Genomic DNA, 18,984 nt, shown 5'->3' on the forward strand with positions numbered 1-18,984 from the left:
CGGTGGGACGGGTACCCGACCGGGGCGGCCCGGGGCCGTGGTTCTCCCGGGCGGTCCTGACGAACGGTCCGCTCGGCGGCCTGATCGCCCTGGTCGTGGTGATGGCGGCGCTGTCCGGGGACTTCCTCAACGGACAGAACCTCCTCAACGTCGGCGTCCAGGCGTCGGTCACCGCGATCCTCGCCTTCGGCGTCACCTTCGTGATCGTCTCGGCCGGCATCGACCTGTCGGTCGGCTCGGTCGCCGCGCTCTCCGCCACGGTCGTGGCCTGGGCGGCCACCGACCAGGGCGTGCCGGTCTGGGCGGCGGTGCTGCTCGGCCTCGTGGTCGGGGTGGTGGCCGGCCTGGTCTCGGGCACACTGGTCGCGTACGGCAGACTGCCCGCCTTCATCGCCACGTTGGCGATGCTGTCGGTCGGCCGCGGCCTGGCGCTGGTCCTCTCCGGCGGCTCGCCGATCGCCTTCCCCGGCGCGGTCAGCCGGCTCGGTGACACCCTCGGCGGCTGGCTGCCGGTGCCGGTCCTCGTCATGATCGTGATGGGCCTGATCGCCGCGCTGGTGCTGGCCCGTACCTACACCGGGCGAGCGATGTTCGCGATCGGCGGCAACGAGGAGGCGGCCCGGCTCTCCGGCATCGACGTCAAGCGCCGCAAGCTGGTCGTCTACGCGCTGTCCGGCCTGTTCGCCGCGGTCGCCGGCATCGTGCTCGCGGCCCGGCTCACCTCCGCCCAGCCACAGGCGGCCGTCGGCTACGAGCTGGACGCGATCGCCGCCGTGGTGATCGGCGGGGCCAGCCTCTCCGGCGGCTCCGGCAAGGCGTCCGGCACCCTCATCGGCGCGCTGTTCCTGGCCGTGCTGCGCAACGGCCTCAACCTGCTGAGCGTCTCGGCGTTCTGGCAGCAGGTGGCGACCGGACTGGTCATCGCGCTGGCGGTGCTCCTGGACACGCTGCGCCGCCGGAGCGCCCGATGAGCGCCCGGAGGAGCCCCGGCGCCCGGACCAGGGTCGTCGCCCCGGTCAGGACCGGCCGCCTCCGGGTGTCGCTGGCGGCCGGGCTGGCCGCGACCCTCGCCCTCGGCCTGGTCGGTTGCGACCGCGGCGGCGACACCGACCTGGGCCTGGCGCTGTCCACGATGAACAACCCGTTCTTCGTCGGCATCAAGAAGGGCGCCCAGGCCGAGGCGGACGCCCGTGGACTGCACATCAACATCACCGATGCGCAGAACGACCCCACCCAGCAGATCAACCAGATGGAGACGTTCACCAGTCAGAACGTCGAGGCCGCCATCATCAACCCGGTCGACTCCGACGCCGCCGTCCCGGCCGTCGGCGTCGCCAACCGGGCGAACGTGCCGGTCATCTCCATCGACCGCGGCGTCAACGGCGGTACGGTCGGCTCGACCATCGCCTCCGACAACGTCGCGGGCGGCCGGCTGGCCGCGAAGACGCTGGCCGAATCGCTGGGCGGCAAGGGCAAGGTGGCCTTCCTGGAAGGGCAGCCCGGCACCTCCGCCGCCCGCGAACGCGGCAGGGGCTTCGAAGAGGGCATCAAGAAGTACCCCGGCATCCAGGTCGTCGCCCGGCAGCCCGCCGACTTCGACCGCACCAAGGGCATGGACGTGATGACCAACATGCTGCAAGCGCACCGCGACATCGCCGGGGTGTTCGCCGCCAACGACGAGATGGCGCTCGGCGCGTCCAAGGCGCTGGGCGCCCGCTCGGGCAAGGACGTCAAGGTGGTGGCGTTCGACGGCACACCGGACGGCGTCACGGCGGTCCGCGGCGGCACGTTGACCGCGACCGTCGCCCAGCAGCCGGAACTCCTCGGCAAGCAGGCCGTTGACTGGGCGATGAAGGCGGCCCACGGTGAGAAGCTGCCGCAGTCCGTCAAGGTGCCGGTGGTACTGGTGACGGCGGAGAACGCCGCCGAGTTCGACGGCGGATGACGCGGCGAACGGCATGACGACTGACACGACGCACGACGCATGACGCATAAACACGACACACGACACGGCATGACACGACATCAGACATGCCGTACGGGTCGGCACACGAGCAGAGAGAACGGCGAAGCGGCGCGGGCACATCGGAGCGCGCCGCTCGGACATGGGAGAACGGCGCATGTATGACGTCCTGGTGGTCGGCTCGGCCAACGCGGATCTGACAGTACGGGTCGAGCGGCGGCCCGGCGCGGGCGAGACCGTGCTCGGCACGGACCTGGTCGAGTCGGCCGGCGGGAAGGGCGCCAACCAGGCCGCCGCGGCGGCCCGGATCGGCGGCCGCACCGCGCTGCTGGCGCGGGTCGGCGGCGATGCCTACGGCGAACTGCTGCTGCACGCCCAGCGCGAGGCCGGTACCGACGTCACCCCGGTCATCGTGGACGAAGCAGCCCGCACCGGCACCGCGATGATCATCGTCGACCCGGACGGCGACAACAGCATCGTGGTCTCGCCCGGCGCCAACGCCGCGCTCACCCCGCAGGACGTGGCCGCCGCCAAGGACACCATCGCCGCCTCCTCGGTGGTCTCCCTCCAGCTGGAGATCCCCCTGGAGTCCGTGCGGGCCGCCGCGGCGGCCGCCGAGGAGGCCGGCACCCGGGTCGTCCTCAACCCCTCCCCGGCGCCCGCAACGGCGCTGCCGCCCGAACTCCTCGCGGTGGCCGACCCGTTGGTGGTCAACGAGCACGAGGCGCGGCAGCTCTCCGGCCGGGCCGACGGCACGCCCGCCGAGTGGGCGCAGGCGCTGCGCGACCAGGGCGCCCGCTCCGTGGTCGTCACCCTCGGCGGCGACGGCGCGCTGGTCCTGGACGATTCCGGGGCGGGCGAGATCCCCGGCGTACGGGTCAGGGCCGTCGACACCACCGGCGCCGGTGACGCCTTCACCGGTGCCCTCGCCACCCGCCTGGCCCGCGGCGACGCCCTTCCCGAGGCGGCACGCTTCGCCGTACGGGTCGGCGCCGCGGCCGTCACCAAGCCGGGTGCCCAGCCGTCCTACCCCACGCGCGCAGAGCTGGAGGTGCTGGCACCGGAGGTGCCGCAGGACTGAGGTCCGGGCGGCGCCCCGGCCGGGGAACGCGCTCCGGCGCGTGGCATGTTGTCTATCGGGGCTCGTCGACCAGCTCCTTCAGCTCCTTCAACTCCTTCAGCTCCTTCGGGCCGTACAGCGCGTGCTCCGCGCCGGTCGCCAGCGCCCAGTAACGGTCGCCGTAGGACCAGTGCCACCACTCGGTCGGGTAGTTGACCAGACCGGCGGCGCGCAGTGCGGAGTTGAGGATCCGGCGGTTGGCCCGGGCGGCGGGCGTAAGGTCCGGGGCGGCCGTGTAGCAGGCGCCGTCGCTCTCCTCAGGGGAGGCGTTGATCGGCGTTCCCATGTCGACGGGTGCGCCGTCCGCCGTGACGAGGGTGAGGTCCACGGCGCCGCCCGCGCTGTGCGGCGCGATGTCGGGCGGCGACACATAGCGGCTGGCGTCCTGGTGGATGCGCTCGGCGTCCCGGCCGGGGAACGCGGCGCGCAGTTCGTCCGCGTACTCCTCGAAGTAACGGCGTTGCAGGGCCGGCGGGCGGTAGCCCTCGACGAACTCCAGCCGCAGCCCGTCCGGCAGTGACTCCTGCGCGGTGAGCAGTCGCCGCAGCACCCCTTCCCGCAGATGGGCGAAGGAGCCCCCCTCGTCGTGCCGGTTCGGGGCGACCAGCAGCCCGGGCGCCGCGGTGCGGACGTCCACCAGCGGCTCACCGCACTCCTCGACCCGGACCGCCGCCACCGCCGGGTCCGCCATCAGCGTGATCCGGTCCCGGACGTCGCTGCGCACCAGCTCTGCATCGTCGCTCGGCACCAGCTCCGCACCGTCGTCCGGCACCGGTCCCGTCCACGCGGCGGCGGTCGCCACCCGCTCCCCGGACGGCAGCCAGGCACCGCTGAGACCGCACGCCGGGCCGGGGCTGCCGATGCCCGTGCCATTGGCGAGCAGCACGTGCAGACCGTTGTCCCGGGCCAGCTCCGCATAGCGCGTGACCCGCTCCGGTGCGTCATGGAAGGCGCTGGAGAGGTACACCCGGCAGCCGTCCGCCGCGGCCCGCGCCGGCACCTCGGGGAAGGCGTTGTCGAAGCACGTCGCCAGCGCGAACCGGATGCCGCCCAGGGTGAAACGGCCGTCCGCGGTGCCCGGTGCGAAGACCTTGCTCTCCTCCTCGGTCAGGTGGACCTTGTCGTAGCGGGTGAGCAGCGTGCCGTCCGGCCCGTAGACGAACGAGGCGATGGTCGGGCCGCTGCCGCCCTCGGGGGCCCGGCCTGCCGCGTTCACCACCGCAGCCACCCCGGTCGACCGGCACGCCGCGCGGACGGGCGCCAGCCGGGCGTCGTCGGCGGTGACCGTCATGCCGCCCGGATCGGCCGCTATCAGCCGCAGGTCGTAGTGCGTCAGCGCGAGTTCGGAGAAGACCAGCAGGCTCGCGCCGCGCTCGGCGGCCTGGGTGAGCAGTGCGGCCATCCGCGCGGCGTTGGCGTCGATGTCCCCCGGTACGGGGCTGAACTGTGCGGCAGCGATGATCATTCGTCCATGATGCCCGGGCCGACCGCGCCGCGTGCGGGCCTGTGGACAACTGCTGTGTGCCCGAGCTCACCCGGCCGCCACCGCGACGATCGCCCGCACCTGCCCGGTGATCGCGACCCGGTTCGCCACGAAGACCGGGTCGGTGATCCGCCCGCTCGCCGGATCGGTGTTGCCGGGGCCGAACTCCAGCACCGGAGTGTGCAGATGCCCGCCTGGCAGGGCCGGCCGCCGCACCGCGTCCCGGAGGAGCGTCGCCCGGTAGGCGATCTCATTGGACAGGTAGTCCCCGCCGCCCCCGGCGCGGGCCGTGGAGCCCGGAGTCGGCCCGTCGGGCCGCTCGACCGGTGCGGTGCCGCCCGCCGGGATCTCGGTGACGGCGGTGTGGTCGACCACCGGATAGGGCCCGGTGCCGGCCGCCACGATTCGCGCGTACGGCAGGGTGGTGGTTGTCCACTGCGGCTGCGGGGTCACCGTCGGCACCCCCGCCGGGATCGGCACGGTCTCCGTTCGGGATTCCCGGGCATTGTCCGGATAGCCGCCCCGCCAGGCCCCGTTGGTCCGCTCGACGTCGAACCGTCCGGGCCGCCCCTGGCTGATCGTCGTGAACAGGTCCACCTGCCGAGGCCCGCTCCGGAAGTGCGGCAGCAGGGTCCGCTCCACCGTGCCGTCGGCGAAGTCCGCCCACCGTACGGGGAAGACCGCGGCCTCGATCCGTGCCGGTCTGCCGGAGGCGGTGCGCACCGTCGTCCCGTCCAGCGCGAGCGCCGCCGCGCCCGAGGGGTTGCTCCGCCGGGGATCGGCGTCCAGCTGGAACGGGTCGAATCCGGTGACCACGATCCGCAGGACGTGCTTCCCGGCAGGCAGCCGGATCGAGTCCTGTCCGCGCGATCCACGCTCCAACGCGCTTATCAGCGCGCTGCGTTGGGTGTCGGTGAGTCCGAAGTTCGGCTGCCAGCCGCGCAGTTCCCTCGTCATGCCCAGCCGTGCCCAGTACAGCGGCCGGTCGTCGTCCCGGCTCAGGTCGCCGCCCGCCGGTCCGCGCCCCTGCGCCCGGTCCACGGCGCGCCGCCACAGCGCCCGCCCCTCGCCCGCGACATACCGCCTGGCCTCCTGATAGGTGGTCATCCGCGCCAGTCCCCGCCCGAACTCCCGGGCCCAGCAGTCGAATCCGCTCCGCCGGAGGATCTCCTGCGGCGCGGCCTGGGTGAGTCGCCCCTCCTCTACGGTGGTGGCCGGCGCGGCGGACGCGGTGGCCGGTGCGGTCAGGGTCAGGGGGAGGGCGGCGGCCAGTGCGAGGCCGAGCACGGCCCGCCTGGCGGGTAGGGGTGAGCGTGTCATGCGGGCGAGTAAAGCGGTCCGTCCCGTCGGGCGGTAGGGGGCCGGGGGCGGGGAACAGCGGGACCCGCGGATAGGGTTCGGGGTCGCGTGCGCCCTTCACCCACGGCACGCACGCCCACGCACCATGTACCTCAGGGGGAATCTCCGTGGCCAGCCCGCCACCACCACACGGCCCTTACCCGTACCCACAGCCGTACCCACAGCCGCACCCGCAGCCGTATCCGCAGGCATATCCGCAGCAGCCCATGGCGCCCGCCGGGCAGCCGCCCGCCGGCCCGTACGCGCCGTCTCCCGGTCACCCGGCGCCGGCGCCCGGCCCGTACGGATACGGGCCGCAGCCGCACCTCCCGCCGCACGCCACCGACACCGGCTGCACGTTCTGCGGTGCCCAGCCGGCCGTCCGGGCCACCGTGCGAGGGCACCAGGGCATCCTGTACGTCATGCGGTTCCTCAGCCGCAGCGGACAGTTCTGCCGGTCCTGCGGACTGGCCACCTACCGCGAGATGTCCGCCAAGACCCTGTGGCAGGGCTGGTGGAGCCCGCTGTCCGTGGTCATCACCCCGATCACCCTGCTGCTGAACCTCGGCCCCCGGAGCCGGTTCCGCAAACTGGCCGCCCCGGCAGGCGGCTTCCGGCCGCCGCTCGACCCGGGAAGGTCGCTGCTGCGCCGCCCCGAGGCACTGCTGTTCCTCATACCCGCGGTGCTGGTCGCGCTGGCGATCCCCGCGCTGCTCGTCGTCGGCTTGGTCGCCGACGGCACCGGCTTCGGAAAGACCCCGACCCTCGCCGTCGGTGACTGCGTACGCAATGACGGGGACTGGCGGAACGAGGACCTGGAAGTGGTGGACTGCGGTTCCGCCGATGCGCAGTACAAGGTGAGGCGCCTGCTCGACACCTCGGCGGCGCACTGCGACCACGGCGACATGCTGGGCGACCCCGAGTACGGCCCCGACAAGATGACCATCTCCTGTCTCGCGCCACTGCGGTAGCGGCGCAGGGCGCGCGGGGTCAGCCTTCGTCCGACTCCTCCGCGCGCCCCAGCAACGCCAGGAAGTCCCGGAACGCCTCCGGCATGTCCACGTTCTCCGGGTCCAGCAGCCACTGGAGTTGCAGCCCGTCCAGCACCGCGACCAGCAGGGGTGCCGCTCGCTCCGGGGTCAGCCCGCCGGGCAGCCGCTCGCCGAACTCGGCCCGCAGCGCCGCGGCCATCGAGGCGCGCACGGAGCGGAAGCGGGACTCGAAGAACGCGCGGGCCGGGTGGTCCTCGGTGACGCTGTCGGCGGACAGCACGGTGTAGGTCTGCACGATGCCGGGGCGGGTGGCGTTGTAGTCGACGAGCTGGGCGAGGGCGTCGGTGCGCCAGGTCCCGGACGCCGCGGCCGAGGAGGCCAGATCCCAGCGGTCCCGCGCCTCCAGGACGCCGACCAGCAGCAACTCCTTGGTGGGGAAGTGGTGCAGCAGCCCCTGGGGGGTGAGCCCGGCGCGTTCGGCGACCGCGGCGAGCGAGGTACGGCGGTAGCCGCGCTCGGAGATGACCTCCATGGCGGCCTCCAGGATCGCCTCCCGCCGCTCCGCGCGCCGGGCCTCCCGCCCGCCGCCGCCCCGCCGTGGGCCCGGTCGGCCGCCGTGGGGCGCGCCCCGGTCTCGTGCAGTCACCGGCCGAGCGTAACGCCGCCGTGGAGATCCCGTACGGCTGGCGTAACGGACGGGTAACGATGCTTACCGGCCAACAGGTGGGAGGTGAGAATCCGGACAGGGGGCCCGCATGTCCGTTCAGGGAGCACCGGAGAGCCGTATGACCGACGATCAGCCCCACGACCTCGACCTCGAACTCGCCCACGACTCCGCCGCCGGCGGTCCGCAGCACGGCCGTGCCGGCGTCCATGCCGCGGCCGTGGAGCGTGCGCTCGCCGCACTCGACCTCGACACCAAGGTCCGGCTGCTGTCCGGCCAGGACATGTGGACACTCCCGGCCGTGCCCGCGATCGGGCTGCGGTCGCTGGTGATGTCGGACGGGCCGGTCGGGGTGCGGGGCCAGGAGTGGAGCGCCGCGGACCCCTCCGTCGCACTGCCCAGTCCCACGGCGCTGGCCGCCACCTGGGACCCCGGGCTGGCCCGCCGGGCCGGTCACCTCCTCGCGCAGGAAGCCCGCCGCAAGGGCGTGCACGTCCTCCTCGCCCCGACCGTCAATCTGCACCGTTCGCCGCTGGGCGGCCGCCACTTCGAGTGCTACGCGGAGGATCCGCTGCTCACCGGCGCGATCGGGGCCGGATACGTACGGGGCGTCCAGGAGGGCGGCGTCGGCACGACGGTCAAGCACTTCGTCGGCAACGACGCCGAGACCGACCGGCTCACCGTCGACAACCGCATCGCCCCGCGCCCGCTGCGCGAGCTCTACCTGGCGCCCTTCGAGCACATCGTGAAGAGCGCCCGCCCCTGGGGCGTCATGACCGCCTACAACCAGGTCAACGGCGCGACCATGACCGAGCACCGGCACCTCGTCAACGAGGTGCTGCGCGGCGAGTGGGGCTTCGACGGCTGCAACGTCTCCGACTGGACCGCCGCCCGCGACACCGTGCGCGCCCTGCGCGGTGGCCTGGACGTGGCGATGCCCGGACCCCGCACGGTCTACGGCGCCCCGCTCGCCGAGGCCGTCCGCGCCGGCGAGGTGGCCGAGTCGGAGGTGGACGACGCGGTGCGCAGGGTGCTGTTGCTCGCCGCCCGGACGGGGTGCCTGGAGGGCGTGCCGGCCGCCGTCGACCCGGACGGGGTGCCGCAGCGGATCGACGGCCGGGCGGTGGCCCGCGAGATCGCCCGCCGGTCCTTCGTCCTGCTGCGCAACGAGCCCGTCGCCGGCGCGCGCCGGGCGCTGCCGCTGGACGCCACGACGGTCCGCCGGGTCGCCGTCATCGGGGCGACCGCGCGCGACGCACGGGTGCTCGGCGGCGGCTCGGCGACCGTCTTCCCCGACCATGTGGTCTCCCCGCTGGAGGGGCTGTGCGCCGCGCTCCCCGAGCGCGTCGAGGTCACCTTCGCGGTCGGCGCCGAACCGCGCACCCGGGTCCCGTACGCCCGCGAGGGCTTCGCGCTGCGCGCCCACTACCTCACCGAGGACGGTCAACTGCTCGCCGAGGCGCCGCAGTTCGACGGGGAGGTGCAGACGATGGGGCGCTTCCCCGAGGGCGTGACCCGGCAGAACCTCGGCGCCGTCGAGCTCACCGGCCGGTTCACCCCGCGGATCTCCGGCCGTCACACCTTCGCCGTCGGCGGCACCGGAGCCCTGCGGCTGACCGTCGGCGGTGCGGTCCTCTTCGACGGCAACTGCGCACCGGAGGGCAACGACCCCTTCGAGGCGTTCATGAACCCCGTCGAACGGCGGGTGACCGCGGAGCTGACGGCGGGTGAGAGCGTGGCCGTCGGCCTGCGGTTCGTCCCGCTCAGCCACGGCCTGGGGGAGAGCATGGACGGGCTCCGCTTCACCCTCGGCCACGCCGAGCCACAGCTGGACCCCGAGGCCGAGATCGAGGAGGCGGTCCGTGCGGCGGCCGACGCCGACGCCGTGATCGTCGTCGTCGGCACCACCGAGGAGGTCGAGTCCGAGGGCTTCGACCGCCGCGACCTGCGGCTGCCCGGCCGACAGGACGAGCTGGTCACCCGGGTCGCCGCGGTGAACCCGCACACCGTCGTGGTCGTCAACGCCGGCTCGCCGGTGGAGCTGCCGTGGCGCACCCGGGTCCCCGCCGTCCTGTTGAGCTGGTTTCCCGGTCAGGAGGCCGGTGCGGCGCTGGCGGACGTGCTGCTCGGCACGCACGAACCGGGCGGCCGGCTGCCCACCACCTGGCCGGCCCGCCTCGACGACGCGCCGGTCACCACCGTCACTCCGACCGGCGGCCGACTCGCCTACTCCGAGGGCGTGTTCATCGGCTACCGCGCCTGGCGGGACGCGGCTCCCGCACCCGCCTACCCCTTCGGCCACGGGCTGGGCTACACCGACTGGGAGTACGAGTCGCTGGACCCCACTCCCGACTCGGTGCGGGTCCGGGTCCGCAACGTCGGCGAGCGGCCCGGCCGCGAGGTCGTCCAGATCTATCTGGCGCCGACGGCGGAGGCCGCCGTGGACGCCCCGGACCGACCGGCCCGCTGGCTGGTCGGTTTCGCGGTGGTCGAGGCCGGTCCCGGTGAGAGCGCCGAGGTCGAGGTCCCGCTGCCGGACCGCGCGTTCGCGGTCTGGGACGCCGCTGGCGACGCGCCGGCGGTGAGCGGCGGGGGAGCGCGGCGGAGCGAGCCGACCGGCGGCTGGCGCCGGATCACCGGTGTCTACACCGTGGAGGCCGCGCGCAGCGTCGCCGACCGTCGCCTGACCGCCGAGGTCACCGTCGGCTGACCGGTCAGGGGCCCGCGCAGCTCTGACCACCTGCTGTCGCCCGTCGCCCTGCCACCCCGTTCACCGGGCCACCCCGTTCACCGGACCACCCCGTCCACCGGGCCATCGACCTCGGATCGACCTCAGGAGGTGGTCACTCGCACGTCACCACCGCTCGTCCGCGCCGTCACCTTGTGCGCGGACCGCTTGTCGGTCGGCACCGAGACCTTGCTGGTGCCGCCGCTCGTCGAGGCGTCCACCGCATAGCTGCCCTTCGGGAGGCGGATGGTGACGTCGCCTCCGCTCGTCCGGCCCGAGACCTCGTCCGGCGCCGCGGACAGCGCGAGGTCCACGTCACCGCCGCTGGTCCGCGCCTTCGTCGTACGGGCCGTGGAATCGGCGACGGTGATGTCGCCGCCGCTGGTCTCCGCGTCGATCCGGCCGGCGGTCCCCCGGACGGTGATATTCCCGCCGCTGGTGTGCAGGCTGACCGAGGCGTTCCGCGGCAGCAGCACCCGGTAGTCCACCTCGCACCTGCGGCCCATACCGCAGTCCTCGGCCTTCAGCGTGAGCCGGCCGTCCTCGACCTCGTGCGCCGGCGTCGGCTTGCTGTCGTTGTAGCGGTACTTCTCGGTCACTCTGACCTTCCCGCCGGCGTCGACCGGCACCACGTCGATGTTCCCGCCGTGCGTGGTCGCCGTCAGCGCGGTGATCGTGCCGTCCACGCTGTATGTGCGCTGCGCGCTCTTCGTCGGGCCGTACCCCGACAGCGAGCAGCCGGTGATCAACACGGTCAACGCCGCACAGGGAAGGACGAGGTGCGAAGCGCGGAGGCGGGCCATGGTGCTGGTACTCCCGAAGCAGGAAACGAACAATCGGAACGGACGGAACCGATCACAGACCATCTTCGGCCCTCACCGCCCCCGTCGTCGTCGCCGCACGGTATGACCTTCCCGTCACCGCACGGTATGACGCCCCCTAAGGGGCGCGCCGCCGCCGACGCGCGCCGCGCTCAGCCGTCGCCGTCCCTCCGCGGCCGCACCGAGAACGCGTAGACGGTCTCCGAGCGGTAGCTCTCCCCGGGCCGGAGGACGGTGCTGGGGAAGTCCGGGCGGTGCGGGGAGTCCGGGAAGTGCTGGGTCTCCAGGGCGATGCCGGCCGCCGGCCCGTAGGGGAACCCCGAGGTGCCGGTCAAGGACCCGTCGAGGTGGTCGGCGGTGTAGAGCTGAAGGCCCGGCTCGGTCGTGGACAGCTCAAGCACCCGGCCGGATCGCGGATCGTGGAGCTCGGCGACCGGGCACGGCACCGCGGTCGTCCCGCCGTCGAGCGCGAAGTTGTGGTCGTACGCGCCGTCCACCGGGCGCGCCGTCCGGAAGTCGAAGCGGGTGCCGGCGACCTCCACGGGCCCGCCCGGCACCGGGATGCCGGTGCCGTCGACGGGGGTGTAGCCGGACGCCGCCAGCCGCAGCTCGTGCCCCGTGGCGCTGCCGCTGCCGTCCCCGCCCAGGTTCAGATAGGTGTGGTTGGTGAGGTTCACCACGGTCGGCGCGTCGGTCCGCGCGCGATAGGCGATCCGCAACGCACCGCCGCCGACCCCGGCTTCGAGGGTGTACCGCACGCGCACCTCCAGGGCGCCGGGGAAGCCCTCCTCGCCGTCCGGGCTGGTCCGGTGCAACTCCAGCCCGTCCTCGACCTCCTGGGCGGCCCACACCGCCTGGGAGAAGTTCCGCGCCCCGCCGTGCAGGGTGTTGCGCCCGTCGTTCGCCGTCAGCCGGTACGAGGTGCCGTCGAGCGGGAAGGAGGCCCCCGCGATCCGGTTCGCATAGCGGCCGACCAGCGCGCCGAAGTACGACCCGCCGTGCGCGACGTACGACGCGAGGTCGGCGAAGCCCAGCGCCAGCTGCGCCGGCTTCCCGTCCCGGTCCGGTGCCTCGATGCGCTGGACGATCCCGCCGTACGTCAGGACGGCCACCCGTAGCGCGCCGGGCCCCCGGCCCGTCTCCAGGGTCCACCGGTCGATGCGCGTGCCGTCGTCCAGCGTGCCGAACGGTTCCCTGCTGACCTGCGTGTTCATGGTCGCGAGCCTATGCCCGACGGGGCCGGGCGGCAGCGTCCGGGGAGCGCGTATCGGCCGCCCGGCCGGCGCTACGCTCCCTTGCGGGTGATGGTCCGGAACGCCAGCTCGGCCAGCTCCTTCTGGCCGCGGGTGCCCGGATGGAACCAGTCCCAGGTGCTCAACTGCCGGTCGGTGAAGTGGTAGTCGAAGACCGAGCCGTCGAACCGGCACAGCGGGTCCTTGCCGCACACCTCCGCCAGCGCCGCGTTGTACGCCATCACCCGCTTCCGCACCGTCGTCCGCCGGTCCTGCGCCGCCTTCGTCAGATCGTCCGGATCGCGCAGCATGGACCCGCAGATGCCCAGCTTCCAGACCTCCTTGCCGAGCGGGTTCTTGCGCCCCTCGGACCACAGCCGCAGCAGGTCGGGCACCGCCGCGACATAGACCTGGGTGTGCGGCAGGGCGCGCCGCAGCTCCTTCAGGGAGCGGCTGAAGCCGGCGCGGAAGTCGGCCTCCGGAGTCATCGCCCCCACGGTGCGGCGGCAGGCGTCGTTGGCGCCGATCAGGACCGTGACCAATGCGGGCTTCCGCCGGACGGCCGCGGCGACCTGGCCGGGCAGGTCGCTCATCAGCGCGCCGGTCCGCGCGAGGTTCCAGCTGTGCGTGGCCGGGTGTTTGACCAGTCGTCGGGCGAGGCTGTCGACCGCGGGATCGGTGCCGGTGGCCCAGGAGACCTCGGGGCAGTCGGAGAGCACCGTGCAGGCGTCGAAGCCGACGGTGATCGAATCGCCGAGCGCCGCGATCGATCCGGGGTCGGTGCGCCAGACGGGTGCCGGTGGGCTGCGCCGTTCGCCGGATCCGCCCGAGCCGGGCGTGCCGTCGGCGCTACAGGCGGTGAGGGTGATCAGCAGCGCGAGAGCGGTGGTGACGGAACGTGAGAATCGATGGCCGAAGCGGCGTGGCCGAAGGCGAAAGCGCCGATCGATCTGCGTCATCCCCTGTCCCCTCCGGCGTGCGAGTGATATCTCTTCGGGTACCGACGGTACGTCACCCCTTCGCCCGGCACCGCGCGGTAGCTTTGCCCCGTGCCCGCCGGGCGGTGACGCAAAGTGGCATGTGCAGTCGGCACAGACAAATTACATCACGTCATTTCCTGTCCCTTTTGCGGCAAATTCCGCCTAATGGTGTTTACTGTAGGTCACCTCGCATGCTGGTGCCGAAGTGATCACTGGGGCAGAATGACAACTGTCCCGGCCGCAACCGGAACGGGCACGAGGCCGCTGGGGAAGGCGAACCTCGAACCGCACTGGAGGTCCCGGTGACGACACGTGGAGTTCTGTACGTCCACTCCGCTCCGCGCGCGCTGTGCCCGCACGTCGAATGGGCCGTGGCGGGCGTCCTCGGTGTGCGCGTCAATCTCGACTGGATCCGACAGCCGGCGGCCCCGGGCACCTGGAGAGCCGAGTTCTCCTGGCAGGGCGAGGCCGGCACGGCCTCCAAGCTGGCCTCCGCGCTGCGCGGCTGGCATCTGCTCCGCTTCGAGGTGACCGCGGAACCCTGCGCCACGGCGGAGGGCGAACGCTACAGCTCCACGCCCGACCTGGGCATCTTCCATGCCGTCACGGGCATCCACGGCGACATCCTGATCCCCGAGGAGCGGCTGCGCGCCGCGCTCGCCCGCTCCGCGCGCGGCGAGACCGAACTGGCCGAAGAGGTCGCCAAGCTCCTCGGCAAGCCCTGGGACGACGAACTGGAGCCGTTCCGGTACGCCGGCGAGGGCGCCCCGGTCCGCTGGCTCCACCAGGTCGTCTGACACCGTCCCGGGCCCCCGCCGACGGCACGGCGGGGCCGACACGCGGCCGAGGTTGCCCTGGAGTCCGCTCCAGCACCTAGCGTGCCGGCCATGGTCGACAACACCTCTTCCGTCGCCGGTTCGGCCGGCGACCACGCTTCCGACACCCTCTCAGTAGCAGTGCTCGGCACCGGAATCATGGGCGCGGCGATGGCCCGCAACCTCGCCCGGGCCGGGCTCGACGTCCGCGTCTGGAACCGCACCCGCGCCAAGGCCGAGCCGCTGGCCGCCGACGGGGCCCACGTCACCGACACCCCCGCCGAGGCGGTGGACGGCGCGGACGTGGTGCTCACCATGCTGCTCGACGGGGACGCCGTCCTCGACGCCGTGCGGCAGGCCGCCCCCGCGCTGGCGGCCGGTGCCCTCTGGCTCCAGACCAGCACCGTGGGCGCCGAACGGCTCGCCGGCCTCGCCCGGTTCGCCGACGAGCACGGACTGCGCTTCGTCGACGCCCCCGTTCTGGGCACCAAGGCCCCGGCGGAGAAGGGCGAGTTGACGATCCTGGCGGCCGGCCCGAACGACGTACGGGACCGCGCCGCCCAGGTCTTCGACGTCATCGGGCGCACCACCCGGTGGGTGGGCGAGGACGGCGCGAGCGGGTCCGCCAGTCGCCTCAAGCTCGTCATCAACAGCTGGGTGCTGACCGTCATCAACGGCACCGGCGAGACCCTGGCGCTCGCCCGGGGGCTCGGCGTGGACCCGCAGGACTTCCTCGACGCGATCGCCGGCGGATCGCTGGACCTTCCGTACCTGCGGATGAAGTCGGAGCTGATCCGGTCCGGGAACTACCCGGCGAGCTTCACGGTCTCCGCGGCCCGCAAGGACACCCGGCTCATCCTGGAGGCAGCCCGGGACGCCGGCGTGCGGATGGATCTGGGCGAGGCGGCCGCGGAGCGGTTCCGGCGGGCGGAGGCGCAGGGTCACGGTGAAGAGGACGGCGCGGCGGCTTACTTCGCCTCGTTCAGCGGCTGAACCTTCAGGGGCGGTGTTCGCCCGGAAACGGCCGAGGCCGCCCGGTCCGTGTGGACGGGCGGCCTCGGCGCGTACGGGTCAGACCGTGCGGAAGGCGAGCACCACGTTGTGGCCGCCGAAGCCGAACGAGTCGTTCAGGGCCGCGATCCGGCCCTCGGCGGGCAGCTTGCGGGCCTCGCCGCGGACGATGTCCGCCTCGGCCTCCGGGTCGAGCTCCTCGATGTTGATCGTCGGCGGAGCCACCCGGTGGTACAGCGCCAGGATCGAGGCGACCGTCTCGATACCGCCCGCGCCGCCCAGGAGGTGGCCGGTCATCGACTTGGTGGCGGAGACCGCCATGTGGTCGGTGTCGTCGCCGAAGACCTTGCGCAGCGCCTTCAGTTCGGCCAGGTCGCCCTGCGGCGTGGAGGTGGCGTGCGCGTTGACGTGCACGATCTCGGCCGGGTCGAGGTCGGTGTTGTCGAGGAGGTTCTGGAGCGCGTGCGCGATGCCGTTGCCGGACGGCTCGGGCTGCACGATGTCGTGGCTGTCGGCGGAGATGCCCTGGCCGACGGCCTCGGCGTAGACCTTGGCGCCGCGCTTGGCGGCGTGCTCGGCCGACTCCAGGACGATGACGCCGGCGCCCTCGCCCATGACGAAGCCGTTGCGCGCGGTGTCGAACGGCCGGGACGCGCCCTCGGGGTCGTCGTTGTTCTTCGACATCGCCATCATGTTGCCGAACGCGGCGATCGGCAGCGGGTGGATCGCCGCCTCCGTACCGCCCGCGACGACGATGTCGGCACGGCCCGAACGGATCATCTCGATGGCGTAGCCGATCGCCTCGGAACCGGACGCACAGGCGCTGACCGGGGTGTGCACACCCGCGCGGGCGTTCACCTCCAGGCCGACGTTGGCGGACGGGCCGTTGGGCATCAGCATCGGCACCGTGTGCGGAGAAACGCGGCGGACGCCCTTCTCCTTGAGAACGTCGTACTGGCCGAGCAGGGTCGTCACGCCGCCGATGCCGGAGGCGATGACGGCACCGAGCCGGTCGGGGTCGATCGAGGTGTCCTCGCCGGCCTTGGCGGTGAAGCCGGCGTCCGCCCAGGCCTCACGGGCGGCGATCAGCGCGAACTGCGCCGAGCGGTCCAGCTTGCGGGCCAGCGGCCGGGGGAGCACCTCCGCCGGGTCGACGGCCGCCTCGGCGGCGATGCGGACGGGCAGGTCGGCAGCCCAGTCCTGCTGGAGGGTACCGACACCGGAGCGTCCGGCGAGCAGGGCCTCCCACGTCGAAGCGCTGTCGCCACCCAGCGGTGTGGTTGCGCCGATACCGGTGACGACCACGGTGCGATTGGTCGCGTTCACGGGAATTCTTACTCCACGGGTAGAGGGGTCTGAATAGACGGCGCCACCGCGGGGTGGCGACATGCGCGGGAGAGCTGGATCAGCTCTGGTGCTCGAGGATGTACTTGGTCGCGTCGCCGACCGTCTTGAGGTTCTTGACGTCGTCGTCCGGGATCTTCACGTCGAAGCGCTCTTCGGCGGCGACGACAACCTCGACCATGGACAGCGAGTCGACGTCCAGGTCGTCGGTGAAGGACTTGTCCACCTGGACGTCCTCGGTGGGGATGCCGGCGATCTCGTTCACGATCTCGGCGAGACCCTTGACGATCTCTTCCTGAGTGGCGGCCATGATGGCGCTCCTTCGGTCATTTTAAGGGGAAACTGCGTTACTTGCGGTGAAGATCCGTGCGGCGGGCGGCACATCCGAAGACGTACTGCGCTGCGCAGATCTTGCCTAGGGGAGGGTAACGACCGTCGCGGCGTAGACGAGACCCGCCCCGAAGCCGATGACCAGCGCGGTGTCGCCGCTCTTGGCCTGCCCGGTCGCCAACAGCCGCTCCATGGCGAGCGGAATGGAGGCTGCCGAGGTGTTGCCGGTGGTCTCCACGTCACGGGCGACCGTCACGCTCTCCGGCAGCTTCAGAGTCTTCACCATCGAGTCGATGATCCGCATGTTGGCCTGGTGCGGAATGAAGACGTCCAGGTCGTCCGGGCTGACGCCGGCCGCGTCCAGCGCCTGCTGGGCGACCTTCGCCATCTCGAACACCGCCCACCGGAAGACCGCCTGGCCCTCCTGGGTGATGGCGGGGTATCGGATCTCCTCCGGGGCCGGGCGCCGCTCGGGGCCGTCGCCTCCGGGGAGCGGGGTGGAACGGTAGACGTCCCAGCCCAGGGTCTGCTTGATGGTCTCGGACTTGTCGCCCTCCGAGCCCCAGACGGTCGGGCCGATCGCCGGCTCCTTCGCCGGGCCGACGATCACCGCGCCGGCGCCGTCACCGAAGAGGAAGGCCGTCGCACGGTCCTCCAGGTCGGTCAGGTCCGACAGCCGCTCGACGCCGATGACCAGGACGTGCTCCGCGCTGCCCTCGGTCACCAGGCCCTTGGCCAGGGTCAGTCCGTAGCCGAAGCCCGCGCAGCCCGCCGAGATGTCGAACGCGGCCGGCTTGCCGGCACCGATGCGGTGCGCGATCTCGGTCGCCACGGCCGGGGTCTGCTTGAAGTGCGACACGGTGGAGACGATCACGGCACCGATCTGCTCGGGCGTGATGCCGGCGTCCGCGATGGCCTTGCCGGACGCCTCGATCGCCATCGTCGCGACGGTCTCCTCGGGGCTTGCCCAGTGGCGGGTCGCGATGCCGGACCGCGAGCGGATCCACTCGTCGGACGAGTCGATGTGCTTGAGGATCTCCTCATTGGGCACCACACGGGTCGGACGGTAACCGCCGACACCCATGATCCGCGCGTACGGGGCGCCCTTCGAGGGCTTGATCTTCGAGGTCATGCGCTTCCGACTCCTATTCGGCCGATGCTGCGGGAGCGGCGTCCGCTGCCGTGGCGATCAGCTCGCGGGCCGCGTCCAGGTCGTCGGGCGTCTTGAGGGCGAGCGTCTTCACGCCGGGCAGGGCGCGCTTGGCCAGACCGGTGAGGGTACCGCCGGGGGCGGCTTCGATGAGCGCGGTGACACCGAGCTCCTTGAACGTCTCCATGCACCGGTCCCAGCGCACCGGGTTGGCCACCTGGCCGACCAGTCGCTCCACCAGTTCCTGGCCGGAGGAGACCACCTGCCCGTCCTTGTTGGAAACGTAACGGGTCCGCGGGTCGGCGGGGGACAGCTCCTGGACGGCGGCCTCCAGGGCCGAGACGGCGGGTGCCATGTGGTGAGTATGGAACGCGCCGGCCACCTTCAGCGGTACGACCCGACGAGTGCCTTCCGGCTTGTTCTCGACCAGCGCGGCGATCTGCTCGGCGGTGCCCGCGGCGACGATCTGCCCGGCGCCGTTGACGTTCGCCGGGGTCAGGCCCAGCCGCTCCAGATGCGGGATGACGACGTCCGCGTCGCCGCCCAGCAGCGCGGCCATACCGGTCTCGGTGACCGCGGCGGCCTCGGCCATCGCCAGACCACGGCGGCGCACCAGCCCCATCGCGACCTCGTCGGTCAGAGCGCCGGTCAGGGCTGCGGCGGCGAGCTCACCGACGCTGTGGCCGGCCGTGGCACCGACCCGCGCGGCGACGTCGTCGGCCGTCGCGAACAGCTGGCGGGCGGAGATCAGGGCGGAGGCCACCAGCAGCGGCTGCGCCACCGCGGTGTCGCGGATCTCCTCCTCCGTCGCCTTCGTGCCGTAGTGGACGAGGTCCAGGTCGATGGCGTCCGACCAGGCGCGGAGCCGGTCTTCGACACCGGGGAGGTCGAGCCAGGGGGTCAGGAAGCCGGGCGTCTGAGCGCCTTGGCCGGGAGCGACGAGTACGAGCACCCTCACACTCTCTCTTGTGGGTGGTTCCGCCCGCCCGTGGGGACAAGGACGAAGAACCATC

Annotated in this window: 15 protein-coding genes and 1 pseudogene; 6 read left to right on the forward strand and 10 right to left on the reverse strand. The window is 72.7% G+C overall.

Annotation, left to right across the window (positions count from 1 at the left end; all coding sequences use genetic code 11):
* The first annotated feature begins 2 nt into the window (after positions 1–2).
* A pseudogene (locus AB0C96_RS21205) lies at positions 3–1,945 on the forward strand (substrate-binding domain-containing protein).
* 175 nt (positions 1,946–2,120) lie between these two features.
* Positions 2,121–3,044: a ribokinase gene (gene rbsK / locus AB0C96_RS21210; protein ID WP_362919220.1), complete on the forward strand. Its 924-nt coding sequence runs from the start codon at positions 2,121–2,123 to the stop codon at positions 3,042–3,044.
* A 52-nt stretch (positions 3,045–3,096) separates the two neighbouring features.
* Here rbsK and AB0C96_RS21215 read toward each other — a convergent pair whose 3' ends face one another.
* Both AB0C96_RS21215 and AB0C96_RS21220 read right to left on the reverse strand, forming a co-directional pair.
* Positions 3,097–4,548, reverse strand: coding sequence for a nitrilase-related carbon-nitrogen hydrolase (locus AB0C96_RS21215; protein ID WP_362919221.1), 1,452 nt, complete (start codon positions 4,546–4,548; stop codon positions 3,097–3,099).
* Positions 4,549–4,614: 66 nt separating this feature from the next.
* The gene (locus tag AB0C96_RS21220; protein WP_362919222.1) at positions 4,615–5,886 is read right to left on the reverse strand and encodes a pyroglutamyl peptidase; all 1,272 of its coding nucleotides are present in this window, start codon (positions 5,884–5,886) and stop codon (positions 4,615–4,617) included.
* 146 nt (positions 5,887–6,032) lie between these two features.
* Here AB0C96_RS21220 and AB0C96_RS21225 point away from each other — a divergent pair, with 146 nt between their 5' ends.
* Positions 6,033–6,875, forward strand: a complete 843-nt coding sequence (locus tag AB0C96_RS21225) for a hypothetical protein (RefSeq protein WP_362919223.1) — start codon at positions 6,033–6,035, stop codon at positions 6,873–6,875.
* Between the two features lie 19 nt (positions 6,876–6,894).
* Here AB0C96_RS21225 and AB0C96_RS21230 read toward each other — a convergent pair whose 3' ends face one another.
* Positions 6,895–7,443: a TetR/AcrR family transcriptional regulator gene (locus AB0C96_RS21230; RefSeq protein WP_362919303.1), complete on the reverse strand. Its 549-nt coding sequence runs from the start codon at positions 7,441–7,443 to the stop codon at positions 6,895–6,897.
* A gap of 238 nt (positions 7,444–7,681) precedes the next feature.
* On the opposite strand from AB0C96_RS21230, the gene AB0C96_RS21235 reads away from it, so the two are divergent.
* Entirely contained in the window at positions 7,682–10,270 is a 2,589-nt protein-coding gene (locus AB0C96_RS21235) for a glycoside hydrolase family 3 C-terminal domain-containing protein (RefSeq protein ID WP_362919224.1), read from the forward strand.
* A gap of 122 nt (positions 10,271–10,392) precedes the next feature.
* On the opposite strand, the gene AB0C96_RS21240 is transcribed toward AB0C96_RS21235, so the two are convergent.
* The 3 genes from AB0C96_RS21240 to AB0C96_RS21250 all read right to left on the reverse strand — a co-directional run bounded on the left by AB0C96_RS21240 (position 10,393) and on the right by AB0C96_RS21250 (position 13,300).
* Positions 10,393–11,091 carry a DUF4097 family beta strand repeat-containing protein gene (locus AB0C96_RS21240; RefSeq protein ID WP_362919225.1) on the reverse strand — a complete coding sequence of 233 codons (699 nt, stop codon included), beginning with the start codon at positions 11,089–11,091 and terminating at the stop codon, positions 10,393–10,395.
* Positions 11,092–11,261: 170 nt separating this feature from the next.
* On the reverse strand, positions 11,262–12,323 hold the full coding sequence (locus AB0C96_RS21245) for an aldose epimerase family protein (RefSeq protein ID WP_362919226.1): 1,062 nt from the start codon (positions 12,321–12,323) through the stop codon (positions 11,262–11,264).
* Between the two features lie 71 nt (positions 12,324–12,394).
* Entirely contained in the window at positions 12,395–13,300 is a 906-nt protein-coding gene (locus tag AB0C96_RS21250; protein ID WP_362919227.1) for an SGNH/GDSL hydrolase family protein, read from the reverse strand.
* Positions 13,301–13,623: 323 nt separating this feature from the next.
* Between AB0C96_RS21250 and AB0C96_RS21255 the strand changes: the two genes are divergently transcribed.
* On the forward strand, positions 13,624–14,118 hold the full coding sequence (locus AB0C96_RS21255) for a DUF3145 domain-containing protein (protein ID WP_362919228.1): 495 nt from the start codon (positions 13,624–13,626) through the stop codon (positions 14,116–14,118).
* A 90-nt stretch (positions 14,119–14,208) separates the two neighbouring features.
* On the forward strand, positions 14,209–15,129 hold the full coding sequence (locus AB0C96_RS21260; RefSeq protein WP_362919229.1) for an NAD(P)-dependent oxidoreductase: 921 nt from the start codon (positions 14,209–14,211) through the stop codon (positions 15,127–15,129).
* A gap of 78 nt (positions 15,130–15,207) precedes the next feature.
* On the opposite strand, the gene AB0C96_RS21265 is transcribed toward AB0C96_RS21260, so the two are convergent.
* From AB0C96_RS21265 to AB0C96_RS21280, 4 genes are all read right to left on the reverse strand, one after another.
* Positions 15,208–16,473 (reverse strand): beta-ketoacyl-[acyl-carrier-protein] synthase family protein, encoded by a 1,266-nt coding sequence (locus AB0C96_RS21265; RefSeq protein WP_362919230.1) that lies wholly within the window; start codon positions 16,471–16,473, stop codon positions 15,208–15,210.
* A 79-nt stretch (positions 16,474–16,552) separates the two neighbouring features.
* Positions 16,553–16,801, reverse strand: a complete 249-nt coding sequence (locus AB0C96_RS21270; protein WP_362919231.1) for an acyl carrier protein — start codon at positions 16,799–16,801, stop codon at positions 16,553–16,555.
* 105 nt (positions 16,802–16,906) lie between these two features.
* The gene (locus AB0C96_RS21275; RefSeq protein WP_362919232.1) at positions 16,907–17,953 is read right to left on the reverse strand and encodes a ketoacyl-ACP synthase III; all 1,047 of its coding nucleotides are present in this window, start codon (positions 17,951–17,953) and stop codon (positions 16,907–16,909) included.
* A 13-nt stretch (positions 17,954–17,966) separates the two neighbouring features.
* Positions 17,967–18,923: an ACP S-malonyltransferase gene (locus tag AB0C96_RS21280; RefSeq protein ID WP_362919233.1), complete on the reverse strand. Its 957-nt coding sequence runs from the start codon at positions 18,921–18,923 to the stop codon at positions 17,967–17,969.
* Positions 18,924–18,984 lie beyond the last annotated feature (61 nt).

Origin of the sequence: Streptomyces sp. NPDC048506 (assembly GCF_040651315.1) — a bacterium.
In the GTDB taxonomy this organism is placed as follows: domain Bacteria; phylum Actinomycetota; class Actinomycetes; order Streptomycetales; family Streptomycetaceae; genus Streptomyces.

What these genes read in the sequence shown, in the direction of transcription:
- AB0C96_RS21270 (WP_362919231.1), bottom strand. Translation starts at nt 16,801, where the DNA reads ATGGCCGCCACTCAGGAAGAGATCGTCAAGGGTCTCGCCGAGATCGTG.
- AB0C96_RS21215 (WP_362919221.1), bottom strand. Translation starts at nt 4,548, where the DNA reads ATGATCATCGCTGCCGCACAGTTCAGCCCCGTACCGGGGGACATCGAC.
- AB0C96_RS21250 (WP_362919227.1), bottom strand. Translation starts at nt 13,300, where the DNA reads ATGACGCAGATCGATCGGCGCTTTCGCCTTCGGCCACGCCGCTTCGGC.
- AB0C96_RS21235 (WP_362919224.1), top strand. Translation starts at nt 7,682, where the DNA reads ATGACCGACGATCAGCCCCACGACCTCGACCTCGAACTCGCCCACGAC.
- AB0C96_RS21220 (WP_362919222.1), bottom strand. Translation starts at nt 5,886, where the DNA reads ATGACACGCTCACCCCTACCCGCCAGGCGGGCCGTGCTCGGCCTCGCA.
- AB0C96_RS21275 (WP_362919232.1), bottom strand. Translation starts at nt 17,953, where the DNA reads ATGACCTCGAAGATCAAGCCCTCGAAGGGCGCCCCGTACGCGCGGATC.
- AB0C96_RS21240 (WP_362919225.1), bottom strand. Translation starts at nt 11,091, where the DNA reads ATGGCCCGCCTCCGCGCTTCGCACCTCGTCCTTCCCTGTGCGGCGTTG.
- rbsK (WP_362919220.1), top strand. Translation starts at nt 2,121, where the DNA reads ATGTATGACGTCCTGGTGGTCGGCTCGGCCAACGCGGATCTGACAGTA.
- AB0C96_RS21260 (WP_362919229.1), top strand. Translation starts at nt 14,209, where the DNA reads ATGGTCGACAACACCTCTTCCGTCGCCGGTTCGGCCGGCGACCACGCT.
- AB0C96_RS21245 (WP_362919226.1), bottom strand. Translation starts at nt 12,323, where the DNA reads ATGAACACGCAGGTCAGCAGGGAACCGTTCGGCACGCTGGACGACGGC.